The sequence below is a fragment of the Geobacillus sp. CCR genome (assembly GCF_052906625.1).
The window spans coordinates 143,213-155,793 of the sequence record NZ_JBREBQ010000004.1 but is presented as its reverse complement, the minus strand read 5'-3'; the positions used below and the strand labels follow the sequence as shown (position 1 = coordinate 155,793).

Here is a 12,581-nt window from a genome sequence, read left to right as displayed (position 1 = left end):
CGTCGTTGGGTAGTTGTCAACCTGCCCTGATGCAACCCCAAGTCAAGGAAGGAGGACGAAGTCCGCTTGTACTTCTGGGGAGTTGCAAGCCCCCACTTCAAGCGTTAGCTAAGTGGGGGTAGTTGACTGGCACGCGTAAGCCGTGTTTTCGTTCCATCGGCAAGCGAGACCGCATATAAATCGCCAACGGACGTAGGCGAGCTGATGGCGGCGACGGCTTGCCGTCCATTCGGATGGACGGTGAATCCGTATAGATGAAAATCTCCTTCGACCACTGGAACGATCGGGCCGGCGAGCGAGACGAAATATGCGTTGACGCGTCCGCGCTCTGAGGCGGTGACATACAGGCCGCTTCCGTCGCTCGCCCAAATCGGGCCCGGGCCTTTCGCATCAGCGTGCATGTCGCCGACCATGGCGTCACCGAGATGGACGTCCCAGTCGGCGGTCAACACCCGCTTCGTTCCACGTTCCGGCTCAAAGACGTAAAGCTGGTGAAGCGTCGCCCCAAGATAAGCCAAATCATGGCCGATGGCCGCGAGCTTCATTCCGTCCGGCGACCAGGCGAGTGAAGCGAACGCGCCGCAGCCGTTCGTCAAGTTCGTTTCTGTTTTTTTCTCGAGATCGAGCAAAATGATGTCGCGGGTAAAGGTGGTGTCCGGATCCTCGTTTCGGTTGGCGACAAAGGCGAGCGTCCGTCCGTTTGGCGAAACGGCAAACGAACCGATTTCTTCCTCGCGGCCCGTCAACGCTTCGATTTTTCCTGACAGCACATCGATGCGCGCGAGCACCGCCCGTTTGCCGTCAAGAAAACCAGCCGCATCCGATTTGTAATACAGCCGCTCGACAACGCGCGGTTTCAGGTCGGTTCGCTTCACTTCTGCCTTTTCCGGTTCTTCGCGGTCTTCAATCGTTTCATCATCGCCAAGCGTCGTTAGGGCGATGAGAAACGTTCCATCCGGCGACCAGACGTAATCGCGCACGCCGTTTTTGAAAAACGTCAGCTGGCGCGCTTCGCCGCCATTGGCAGGCAGCAGCCAAAGCTGCACACGCCCCGAGCGGTCAGACAAAAAGGCGATCGTTTCGCCGTCCGGGGAAAAGCGCGGCTTCGTGTCGCGACAGCGCCCGAACGTCCATGGACGGACGGCGCCGTCTTCCGTCCACATAGATAGATGGGAGCGGTATTGGTTTTCTTCGTCGATCGATTTTTCCACAAACACGACGCGCGTTCCGTCCGGCGCGTAGTGCGGGTCGCGCACCGAGCGGAGGCGAAGCAAATCTTCCGCCGTCATGCCGCGGCGTTTCGTCAGGTGCTCGTTGTTGTTCATCAGCAAGACCTCTCTTTCCTTCAAAAATGGAACCATCTTGTATATTTCGTCTTACGAAAGAAAAGATCCTGCCCCAAAACAGAAAAAAACGAACGCCCAAACGATAGGCGTCCGTTTTTTAGCTATGCCGACAGTTTTTGTTTTTCATTTGCCTGCTGCGCTGCCTTTTTCACCTGCGGGTAGAAGATCACGCCGCTTGCCAGCAAGGCAACGCCCAGCAGGAACGTTTTCATATCCGCCGTCCCGGCGATGACGACCCAGACGGAATACAATGTTGCCAGCGCCGCAACGATGCCGTCAGCGAGCCGCTCCCGTCCTGCCGCATACGTTTCCCCCGTGAGCGTGAGCTTCAGCTGGAAGACGGAAGCAATCAAATATGGAACGAGATAAGCGAGCGTGGCGATGTAAATGACGAAGTCAAACGCTGTTGCCATCGAGTTGGAAATGGTCGAGAAAATGAACAATTGCGCCAGCGCGTTTGACAATGTGAGCGAGAAGCTCGGTGCCCCTTTTCTGTTTTCCTTCAAAAAAACCGGCAAAAACATCCCTTGTTTCGCCGCCTGGTACGGCACTTCGGCGCTCAACAAGATCCAGCCGAGCGTCGAGCCAAGCAAGCTGATCAGCCCAAGGCCAGCCAACACGTAGCCGCCCGCCGGTCCGACGATGGCATTGATGGCGTCCACGAGCGGTTTTTCCGATTGAATCAGTTCGCGTTGCGGCAAGACGCCCATCACCAAAAAGCTGATGCCGATGTAAATGGCTAAGGCGATGAGCAGGCCGGCGATCGTCGCCCGTTTTACGTCCGCTTGTTTGCGCGCGCGGGAAGCGAACACCATCGCCGATTCAACGCCGACAAACGCCCAGAGTGTCGATAAAGCGGCGTTGTTGATTTGTCCAAGCAAACCGATCGGCTGTCCGTTCCCGTCATAGCGAGGGGCATCAAGCGGGCCGATGACCGCTTTGTCAAAGGCAAACAAGGCGATGACGATAAATAGGAAAAAGCCAAGCACTTTGGCCGCGGTGGCGACAAAATTCAGCTTGCCAGCGCCTTCTACACCGCGCAAAATGATGATATGCATCCCCCAAAGGAGCGCCGTGCAGACGAGAAACGTCAACAAGTTCCCAAGCTTCAAGGTGAACGACCCGGCGGTGAACACCGTTTGGCCGCTTGTCAGCACCGGGAAAAACGTCGACAAGTAGCTTGCAAATGTTGTAATGATCGCGACGTTGCCGGCAAAGTTGCCGACCCAGTAGCCCCATGATGACATAAAGCCGGATAAAATCGACAAGTTCGAACCTTTCGGAAACAGCTCCTTCGCGTAAATTTGCGGACCGCCGCCTAAGTCGGGCTTGCGGATTGCCAAGTTGCCAAACACAAGCGCCGTCATGAGGACACCGGCTCCGGTCAGCAGCCAGGCGAACATGACGCCGATGGGGCTCGCCGCCTCCGCCAACGAGCGCGGCAGCATAAAAATGCCGGATCCGACCATATTGCCCACGACAAGCGCGGTTAACACCCAAATGCCAAGTTTTCGTTGCTGATCCAAGGTCAAAACGCTCCTTTCGAAAAAAGAAAGCACCCGCGCCTTTTCAGCGGGTGCATGATCGATTCGCATCCAACTGAATGGCGATAGCGCTCCATCGCCCAAGGGCGATGGCAGTCCTGCGCCTGTTCGGCCGCAGGCCCAGCTTGCGCCGCCGGAGCGCGCCGCAAACTTCGGCGGTGAACCCTTTCCCGCTGCGTCATGGACCGCTCCGAGCCTCGGCAGCGCTACTTTTGTTCACCGCAACCTCTATCCCATTGAAGTGGAGAGGGGGTATATGGTTGCCGACACTATCTTACCTGATTCGACAAAAATCGTCAATATGTTTTTGGGAAATACAGAAGATGGGACGAGATTCCCAATCCATGGCCGCTATTTCTAGGGGGAAGAGGGCGCGAATGGGAATATGATTTGTTTTTGAAAAATAGAAATGGTTGCGAAGATCAAGATCATGATAGTTGCCTTCTTTTTCTATGAGGAAATAAAATGGAAATTTGTTCAGAGAATGGTTCATCACTAAAAACTAAAAGATGTACTTGCACTAGCCATTAAAGTATGTTAGCTGTTTCTAACCGAACCCGAAATGCAAAACGTTGGATATTTCTGTATCCGTATCCCCGACGTTTGATCCGCTTAATCTTGTTATTCGTTTCCTCCATTTTCCCATTCGAATAAGACGATAAAATGCATGATATGATTTCGTCTGTTCGTTTGACGAGTGATTTTGCGATGGCTCGCACAACTGAACAAGAACAAAACGAATAACGATGAATCCAAGCCTCCAATTGTTCCAGATTTTGCACATTCTTTCGGAACGTTTGCACGCTCTCTCAGATAAAGATTTCCAACGCGCCTGATGGACCGATGGAAAAGAGAAAGCGCAAAATTTTGGTGAAGAGCCTTTTTATGCGCATATATGGGTGGTTTTTTATATATTATGCAAAGGTTGCGAAATATGAGTGAAATGATTAGTATAATTTGTGGTGATGAACCCAGAGAATAGGAAATCGAGAAGGATTTTGAGGATTCATGGCGAATAAACAGTAGGTCGGCTGAGTGATGAAAAAATGTAAAAATGAAAGGAAAGAAGGGACAGAGCATGAAGTTTTCCGAATTTCGTTACGAGCGGCCGGACATCGCTCAATTGCAAGCATCGTTTCAAGAAGCGCTTGATTCGTTCCGCCGTGCCGGGAGCGCCGCCTTGCAGCACGAGGCGATGAAGCGGATCAATGCACTGCGCCGCCGCTACAGCACGATGGCGAACCTTTGCCACATCCGCCATACGATTGATACAAACGATGAATTTTATAAACAAGAACAGGACTTTTTCGATGAAACCGAGCCGGTCGTCAAGGGGCTCGTCAACGATTATTACCGCGCGCTTGTTTCCTCGCCGTTCCGCGCTGAATTGGAACAAGTGTGGGGAAAACAGCTGTTTGCGTTGGCGGAAACGCAACTGAAAACATACGCGCCGGCGGTTGTCGAAGACTTGCAAAAAGAAAACAAGCTGGCCAGCGAATATACGAAGCTCATTGCATCGGCGAAAATCATGTTTGAAGGAGAGGAGCGGACGCTCGCCCAGCTGCAGCCGTTTGTCGAGTCGCCGGACCGCACGATGCGCCAACGGGCGAGCGAAGCGCGGTTTTCGTTTTTCACGGACCACGAAAAAGAGCTCGATGAGCTGTATGATGAGCTCGTCCACGTCCGCACAGCGATCGCCCGGAAGCTTGGGTTCCAAAACTTTGTTGAGCTCGGCTATGCCCGTTTAGGACGGACCGATTACAATGCCGACATGGTTGCAGGCTATCGCCAGCAGGTAAAAACGCACATCGTCCCGCTCGCGTCCAAGCTGCGCGAGCGCCAGCGGCAGCGCATCAAGGTCGAGAAGCTCTACTATTACGACGAACCGTTTATGTTTCCAACCGGCAACCCGGCGCCAAAAGGGGACGCCGCTTGGATTGTTGACAACGGCCGGCGCATGTATGAAGAGCTGTCGCCGGAAACCGGCGAGTTTTTCCGCTATATGGTCGAACACGAATTGATGGACCTCGTCGCCAAAAAAGGGAAGGCGGGCGGCGGCTATTGCACGTATATCGATGATTACAAGGCGCCGTTTATTTTCTCGAACTTTACCGGCACATCCGGCGACATTGACGTATTGACCCATGAAGCCGGACATGCGTTCCAAGTGTATGAAAGCCGTCATTACGACATTCCGGAATACAACTGGCCGACGCTTGAGGCGTGTGAAATCCATTCGATGAGCATGGAGTTTTTCACCTGGCCGTGGATGGAGCTGTTTTTCGCCGACGACGCCGACAAATACCGGTTCGCCCATTTGAGCGACGCGCTCTTGTTTTTGCCGTACGGCGTGGCGGTCGATGAATTTCAGCACGCGGTCTACGAGAACCCGGATATGACGCCAGCGGAGCGGAAGAGTGTCTGGCGCAGCATCGAAAAAGCGTATTTGCCGACAAGAGACTATGCCGGCCATGACTACCTTGAGCGCGGCGGGTTTTGGCAGCGGCAAGGGCATATTTACACCGATCCGTTTTATTACATTGATTATACATTGGCGCAAGTGTGCGCGTTCCAGTTTTGGAAGCGGGCGCAGGAAGACCGGGAATCAGCCTGGCGCGACTATGTGGCGCTTTGCCGATTGGGCGGCAGCCGGCCGTTTACTGAGCTCGTCAAAAGCGCCAACCTAAAGTCGCCGTTTGCTGACGGGGCGGTCGCTTCGGTCGTCGGCCATATCGAGCGGTGGTTGGACAGCGTCGATGACAAAGCCTTGTAAAAAGAAGCAAAGAAGGCGGGCGGGAACAGCACCGCCCTGCTTTTCTTTATCATCTCGCGCCGAGAAGACCCCCACTTCCACGTGTTGGGCGGGGATGGCTTGGTTGACAGCCTGCTGTGGGGCGGGTGTTTCCAACAATCTCTCACCTCAAAGCTCAAGCGTAGGTGGGAGAGCGTTCAATTTGAAAACTTCTATCAAACTGGGGAAAAGGGGGAAAACGATGATCCGTAAAGCCACATGGGTCGACGCACTGGCCATCGCTTCGGTCCACGTCGAAAGTTGGAAGACGACGTACAGCGGCATCGTGCCGGACGCGTACTTGGAGACGTTGGCAGTGGGAGAAAAACAAACGTTATGGGAGAAGGTGCTCAGCCAATCGGACCATTCCGTGTTTGTCGCCGAGGAAAACGGACGCGTCGTTGGATTCGTCTCCGGCGGACGAAATCGAGCATCCGACGGTCCGATAGCGAAGTATGACGGGGAGCTGTACGCGGTGTATTTGCTCAAAGAGGCCCAAGGAAAAGGATGGGGACGGCGGCTTGTGCAAGCCTTGGCCCGCGACTTGGCGCAAAAAGGCATTCATTCGCTCGTCGTCTGGGTGCTTGCCGCCAATCCGTCGCGCGGTTTTTACGAACGGCTTGGCGGTGAAAAACTGGCCGAGGAAAGGGTGGAAATCGGCGGAACAGTGTTATCGGAGTGGTGCTACGGCTGGCAAGACATTCAAACGATGAACTAGGAAGGGGCTGCCGACAGTTCGGCAGCTCAAAAAATTTGTTTTGCGAGTGATTACTCACTTTAAAAACACGTTTGTCCTGTTTTATACTTTTTGTGAGTGATTACTCACTATTTTATTTCAAGAAGGAGGAAAGGTGCATGAGCATTTTGAGAAGTAAGTGGGTGGCCTTGTCGCCTGTCATGGTGGCCATTGTAGTATTGATTTTCTCTCTTGTTCTTGTTCCAACCGTGCATCCGAAGCCGCAAAAGCTTCCCGTTGCGTTTGTCAACGAGGACGAAGGGGTGCAATTGCCGAATCAGCCCCCGATCAACATGGGGAAGAACATTGAACAAGCCATCCAAAACATGGCGAAATCGAATGCAGCTGGAAAGGATCAACCCCCAATTGATTGGATGCAAGTTGACAGCGAGAACAAAGCGAAAAAAGGAATGGATAAGCAACACTATTATGGCGCTCTCATCATTCCAAAAGATTTCAGCAAGAAAGTAGCGTCCCTGCAGACGCCCCGTCCTTCTGCCCCAAAAGTGAAAATCGTCGTCAATCAAGGAATGAATGCCGCAGCGTCTGCCATCGTGCAGCAAATCTTGAATCAAGCGGCGGACCATATCAATGCCAACGTGCGCCAACAATTGTTGCAAGCGATGTCTAAAAAAGGGGGAATGGTGACGGTTGAACAGGCTGCTCTTCTCGCCTCGCCTGTTGAGAAAGAGACGGCCGTCATTCACGCGGTCGGCACACACAGCGCCAACGGCAATGCGCCTGTTTCGTTCGTTCAGCCGATTTGGATGGCAAGCCTCGCTGCAGCGGCGCTGCTACATTTAGCGATGGATCGACGCGCGTTTGCCCATCGACGCGAGAAGCTAGCTGCACAGGTGATGAAAACGGTTGTTGGGCTGCTGCTGGCGCTGATCGCAGGATTTGGACTTATCGGGATGGCGGATGCGATCGGATTTCATATCCCTTCATTTATAGATATGGCGCTGTTTGTTTCCCTTGCCTTTTTTAGCTTTTTTGCCATTGAAAGCGCCGTGTTCGCTTGGATTGGGTTAAAAGGGATCCTGATTTTTATTCTTCTTTTGTTCTTCGGCGCTCCACTGCTTCCCATGGCGCCGGAATTGATGACATCATTTTACCGCGATTGGGTTTATTCATGGCTGCCGCAGCGCTTCATGGTCGAGGGGCTTCGGGAACTCTTTTTCTTTGATCCGACATTTCAATGGAACGAACCCGTTTCCGTCTTATGTTGGCTGGCGTTTGTCGGGGTTGTTCTCGTCATCGTTTCGGCATTCAAGAAACGTATGGTTCAGGAATCGGAGGAATCCGGCAAACTGGTGACGTCATGATGAGGTGTAAAGGGGGAATGAACAATGCGCACTCATCCACCTATTCAAGTCGAGCGTGTTTCCAAGCGGTTTGGAAAAAAAGTAGTCATCGACGATGTGTCGTTGGAAGTCCAGACGGGGGAAATATTCGGCCTGCTCGGCCCGTCGGGGGCGGGCAAGACGACGTTGGTGCGCATGATCGCCGGCATTGATCAAGCGAGTGAATTCGGCGCTGGGAAATGGGCGTTGGCTACATGATCGGGTTCGGATTGTTTACCACGATTCAAGCGAGCTTAATTTCATGGTTTGCCATTGATGTGTTGGACATGATGATGGAAGGTTCGTTTTGGTATGTGCTGCTCATTACGTTTTTGCTGGCGATGACAGCGCTGGCGCTTGGGATGCTGCTGTCGGCGTTCGCCAACAACGAGCTGCAAATGGTGCAGTTTATCCCGCTTGTCGTCGTGCCGCAAGTGTTTTTCTCCGGCTTGTTCAATCTTGACACGATGGAAGAATGGCTTCGCTCGCTGAGCGTCATCATGCCGCTCACCTACGGGGCGGATGCGCTGCGCGATATTATGGTGCGGGGAGAGGGCTTTGGCGCCATCGCCGTGGATGTGTACGTGCTGCTTGGCTTTACGTTGCTGTTTATGCTATTAAATGTAGTAGCGCTGAAAAAATACCGCAAGCTGTAAGGAGTAGAGTCATGAGTGAGCATCCATGGATTCAAGAGCTGCTGCAAATCGGCGGCAAGGAAGAGCAGTTCAGTGAAAAGCAGCTGAAAATTTTGGAAGCCGCAGTGGAAATGTTTGCCGAAAAAGGCTATGCGGCGACTTCCACGAGTGAAATCGCCAAAAAGGCCGGGGTGGCGGAAGGCACGATCTTCCGCCACTATAAGACGAAAAAAGACTTATTGTTGGCGATCGTCACGCCGACATTGTTTCAGTCCGTCGCCCCGTTTTTGGCGAAAGAGTTTGTCCGTGAAGTGTTTGACAACGAATATGAGACGTACGAACAGTTTTTGCGCGCGGTGTTTTCCAATCGCTACGCCTTTGTGAAAAAGTATTTGCCAGCGATTCGCGTGCTTTGGCAGGAGGTTGCCTTTCATTCCGAGATTAAACAGTGCTTTCAACGCGTGTTTACCGAGCACGTGTATCCAAAATTCGCCCGCATTGTCCGCCATTTTCAAGAAAAAGGTGAGTTGGCCGAGCTGCCGGTCGATTCCGTCATCCGCCTGACGATCACATCGCTCGCCGGCTTTTTGGCCGCCCGCTTTCTCCTTTTGCCTGACCACCATTGGGACGATGAGGCGGAGATGGAGCGGACGATTCACGTGTTGATGAACGGTCTGCGGCGCTAACCGGCCGGCTTCCGCACTGAAGCCGGCCTAGCTGTTTTTCTTAGCATAATCGAGGATGGCTTTCGTAAATTGTTTGAAATCATCAAGATGGTGTTCGACGATGGCTTGCAAGATGCCAAGGTTCAGTTGTTGATAGTCGTGAACGGCGATGTTGCGGAATCCGACCATCGCCTTCATCTTTTTGCTTATGGAAGGGGAGATGACCCCATGTTCTTCGAGGAGAGCGAATGCATCGCGGCTATGCTGCGGCAATCCGAATTTCTGCTCGGCCACAATATGCATGGCCAAATCGATGCATGCCTCGCACGCCCGCTGTAAATTCAGAACGATCGAATCTTGTTTTGTGTAATTTTGTAAATTTTTTGGATCGCCGTTATATTCTTCACGAATTCGTTTCAGGCAGCGTTCGATCACGCTGATCTTGTTTAAAATGACATCACTTTTCATATATGCTCCCGCTTTCCGTAATTTGTTTTAACACCGGTGCTCTCTCTTCGTTTAGTTTCACATACATTTTCAATGTTTTCATTTCGAACTCAGCCCGTTTCCGCTCGTCGCGGCAATCAATGGCTTTTCCCGTCGAGACGACTTGCGCTTGAAACACGGTGCTGGCTTGGCGCAAATCGACAAGATCGACATCTCGCCCTAACTTGTCAGCCAACTCCCCGGCGAGCCGAAACAGCTCATACGGATCATGCGGTTCGCCGTCGCTGACAAAGGCGATGTCGACATCGCTGTCTGGGCGCAGCGTCCCACGGGCGGCTGAACCGAACAGGTAGATGACGAACGGGTGAAGAGCCGGGCGGAGCGTCTGAATGATGATCGTCTCCATTTCGTTTGGCAATCGCGATGCCCCCTTGCGTTTTTCTTCATTATAGCAAAATCTTATTGTTCTTGGCGAAAAGATGGAAAAAGAAAAAGGGATGGCGATGATGCGCCAATCCCTCTGAGCGAAAGAAGCAGGGGCTGATTGATTCATTTCCTCCTTACATACAAACTTCGGGGCGGCTCTTTTTGCTGCTCTTCCCTAAAACACTTCCTCACCCCGAAAACGGGATGGGGCGATGTTCGAGTCATTCGGGTGATGGATGATATAGGTGTGCGCGTTGGTCGTTAAGCCACAATTAGGCGATTTCCGCCACAATGGCATTGTCCTTGACATCGATACGGATCGCACGCACCGATTGATCCGCGTCAAGCAGGCAGTCGGCGATGTTGTCTTCGACTTGCTCTTGGATGACGCGGCGGAGCGGGCGGGCGCCGAAGGCCGGATGGTAGCCGAGTTCGGCCAGTTTTTCTTTCGCCGCTTCGGTCACCTCGAGTTCAATGCCTTGTTCGCGCATCGCCGCTTTGACATCGGCGAGCATCAGGTCGACGATCTCAAGCAAGTGCGCTTTTTCGAGCGGCTTAAACTCGATGATGGCGTCGAAGCGGTTCAAAAATTCCGGCTTGAAGTAGGCACTGAGCGAGTCAAGGACGCTTGTTTGTCTGTTGCCCTCTTTTTCAAAGCCGACGGTGATTTTTTTGTCGGTCACACCGGCGTTGCTTGTCGCGATGATGACGGTGTCTTTGAAGCTGACGGTGCGGCCTTGGCTGTCGGTTAAGCGGCCGTCTTCCAAAATTTGCAGGAAGATGTGCTGTACATCCGGGTGCGCTTTTTCAATCTCGTCGAGCAAGATGATGCTGTACGGATTGCGGCGCACTTTTTCTGTCAGCTGGCCGGCTTCTTCAAAGCCGACATAGCCCGGCGGCGAACCGATCAGCTTCGAGACCGAATGTTTCTCCATGTATTCGCTCATATCGAGGCGAATCATGGCGTCTTTTGTGCCAAACAGCTCTTCAGCGAGCGTTTTGGCGAGCTCCGTTTTCCCGACGCCGGTCGGGCCGACAAACAAGAACGAACCGATCGGGCGGTGTTTCGCTTTCAAGCCGGCGCGGCTGCGGCGGATCGCCTTGGCGACTTTTTTCACCGCTTCCGCTTGGCCGATCACTTTTTTCGCCAAGTTTTCTTCGAGATGTTTCATTTTTTCTTTTTCATCGGCTTGCAGTTTGCCGACCGGGATGCCGGTTTTCTCGGCAATGATTTGCTCGATGTCCGCCACATCGACTGTTGGGCGTTCTTGGGTGACGCCTTGCTCGAGTTGTTTCTCAAGCTTCAGCTCTTCAGCGCGCAGTTTCGCCGCCAGTTCATAGTTTTCCTCTTTCGCCGCTTGTTCTTTTTCTTTCGCGATTTGGATCAATCGCTCTTGCAGTTGCTTTTCATCGGTCGGGCCGAGGCGCAAGTTCGCTTTCGAGCCGGCCTCATCCAACAAGTCGATCGCCTTGTCCGGGAGGAAGCGGTCTTGAATGTAGCGGTGCGACAATTTCACGCACGCTTCGATCGCCTCGTCCGTATAGCGGACATGATGGAATTGTTCATATTTTGGCTGAATGCCTTTTAAGATGGCGATCGCTTCCTCAACGGTCGGCTCGTGGACGATGACCGGTTGGAAGCGGCGCTCAAGAGCCGCGTCTTTTTCAATTTGCCGGTATTCTTTGAGTGTCGTCGCCCCAACGACTTGCAGTTCCCCGCGGGCGAGCGCCGGTTTTAAAATATTGCCGGCGTCCATCGAGCCTTCAGCGGCGCCAGCGCCGACGAGCAGGTGGATTTCGTCAATGAACAAGATGATGTTTTTCCGCTCTTGCAATTCGGCGATGAGCCGTTTCATCCGCTCTTCAAACTGGCCGCGGATGCCGGTGTTGGCAACAAGCGAAGCGACGTCAAGCAAGTACACTTCTTTGTTCAACAGTTTTTCTGGCACTTGCCCTTCGGCGATTTTCAGCGCGAGCCCTTCAACGATGGCTGTTTTCCCGACACCCGGCTCCCCGATCAACACCGGGTTGTTTTTGTTGCGGCGGTTTAAAATTTCGATCACGCGGGCGATTTCTTTGTCGCGGCCGATGACCGGATCGATCAAGCCCGCTTTCGCCATTTGCGTCAAGTTGCGGCCGAATTGATCCAAAAATCCACCGCCATGGCTTTGCGGGCGCTTCGCCATCGTTTTCGGCGCGCTCATTCCGGCGTTGGCGGCTGTGAACGGGCTAGTAAAGAAGTCATCAAAGGAAAACGGTGAAAAGCCGAAGTTCATCGGAATGGACAGTTGTTGTTTTTGCTTTTCATAGCATTCATGGCACAGGTGAAGTTGTTGTTTTTCCCCGTTCCATTGCAAGTTGACAAACACTGTTGCTTCACGTTGTTGGCATGCTTGGCATAGCATGAGACATACCCCCTTTTCTCTTATTCGGGATTTGACTTTGACTTTCTTTGACTTTCTGACTTTATTATACTTTGACCTTTTTTGACTTTCAAGTGTTTTGTACAAAAAAATTGTGATAACGATGAAATGTTTTTGAAAAAATGGTGAATACTAATGTAGGTGCGGCAAAGCTATGATAAAGTGAAAAACAGAAAAAGAGGCGGAAAAGACTCCGTCTTTGGTGCTGACGATGATCATGAATTT

The 12,581-nt window shown here is 52.6% G+C and carries 8 protein-coding genes, 4 pseudogenes and 1 riboswitch; of the genes and pseudogenes, 6 read left to right on the top strand and 6 right to left on the bottom strand.

Features of this window, described 5'->3' with window-relative positions; translation table 11 throughout:
• Positions 1–122: 122 nt before the first annotated feature.
• The 3 genes and pseudogenes from ACVBDQ_RS03830 to ACVBDQ_RS03820 all read right to left on the bottom strand — a co-directional run.
• Positions 123–1,325 (bottom strand): annotated as a pseudogene (locus ACVBDQ_RS03830) (S9 family peptidase); the annotation flags it as partial.
• Between the two features lie 122 nt (positions 1,326–1,447).
• A complete protein-coding gene (locus ACVBDQ_RS03825) occupies positions 1,448–2,872 on the bottom strand; it encodes an amino acid permease (RefSeq protein ID WP_014195281.1) in 1,425 nt (474 codons plus the stop codon).
• A 76-nt stretch (positions 2,873–2,948) separates the two neighbouring features.
• Positions 2,949–3,129: riboswitch (Lysine riboswitch) on the bottom strand.
• Between the two features lie 288 nt (positions 3,130–3,417).
• A pseudogene (locus ACVBDQ_RS03820) lies at positions 3,418–3,669 on the bottom strand (transposase); the annotation flags it as partial.
• A 299-nt stretch (positions 3,670–3,968) separates the two neighbouring features.
• On the opposite strand from ACVBDQ_RS03820, the gene ACVBDQ_RS03815 reads away from it, so the two are divergent.
• From ACVBDQ_RS03815 to ACVBDQ_RS03790, 6 genes and pseudogenes are all read left to right on the top strand, one after another.
• Positions 3,969–5,663: a M3 family oligoendopeptidase gene (locus tag ACVBDQ_RS03815; RefSeq protein ID WP_021321685.1), complete on the top strand. Its 1,695-nt coding sequence runs from the start codon at positions 3,969–3,971 to the stop codon at positions 5,661–5,663.
• Positions 5,664–5,883: 220 nt separating this feature from the next.
• On the top strand, positions 5,884–6,399 hold the full coding sequence (locus ACVBDQ_RS03810; protein ID WP_014195285.1) for a GNAT family N-acetyltransferase: 516 nt from the start codon (positions 5,884–5,886) through the stop codon (positions 6,397–6,399).
• Positions 6,400–6,536: 137 nt separating this feature from the next.
• Positions 6,537–7,742 carry a YhgE/Pip domain-containing protein gene (locus ACVBDQ_RS03805; RefSeq protein WP_014195286.1) on the top strand — a complete coding sequence of 402 codons (1,206 nt, stop codon included), beginning with the start codon at positions 6,537–6,539 and terminating at the stop codon, positions 7,740–7,742.
• A gap of 24 nt (positions 7,743–7,766) precedes the next feature.
• Positions 7,767–7,946 (top strand): annotated as a pseudogene (locus ACVBDQ_RS03800) (ATP-binding cassette domain-containing protein); the annotation flags it as partial.
• Positions 7,946–8,416, top strand: a pseudogene (locus ACVBDQ_RS03795) (ABC transporter permease); the annotation flags it as partial. The pseudogenes ACVBDQ_RS03800 and ACVBDQ_RS03795, both read left to right, overlap by 1 nt.
• Positions 8,417–8,427: 11 nt before the next feature.
• Entirely contained in the window at positions 8,428–9,081 is a 654-nt protein-coding gene (locus tag ACVBDQ_RS03790; protein ID WP_014195289.1) for a TetR/AcrR family transcriptional regulator, read from the top strand.
• 27 nt (positions 9,082–9,108) lie between these two features.
• Here ACVBDQ_RS03790 and hepT read toward each other — a convergent pair whose 3' ends face one another.
• From hepT to ACVBDQ_RS03775, 3 genes are all read right to left on the bottom strand, one after another.
• Complete coding sequence (gene hepT / locus ACVBDQ_RS03785) at positions 9,109–9,528, bottom strand: type VII toxin-antitoxin system HepT family RNase toxin (protein ID WP_014195290.1); 420 nt, start codon at positions 9,526–9,528, stop codon at positions 9,109–9,111.
• Positions 9,518–9,925, bottom strand: a complete 408-nt coding sequence (gene mntA / locus ACVBDQ_RS03780) for a type VII toxin-antitoxin system MntA family adenylyltransferase antitoxin (protein ID WP_014195291.1) — start codon at positions 9,923–9,925, stop codon at positions 9,518–9,520. Before mntA ends, hepT begins: the two co-directional genes overlap by 11 nt.
• A 280-nt stretch (positions 9,926–10,205) precedes the next feature.
• Positions 10,206–12,338, bottom strand: a complete 2,133-nt coding sequence (locus ACVBDQ_RS03775) for an ATP-dependent Clp protease ATP-binding subunit (protein WP_014195292.1) — start codon at positions 12,336–12,338, stop codon at positions 10,206–10,208.
• Positions 12,339–12,581 lie beyond the last annotated feature (243 nt).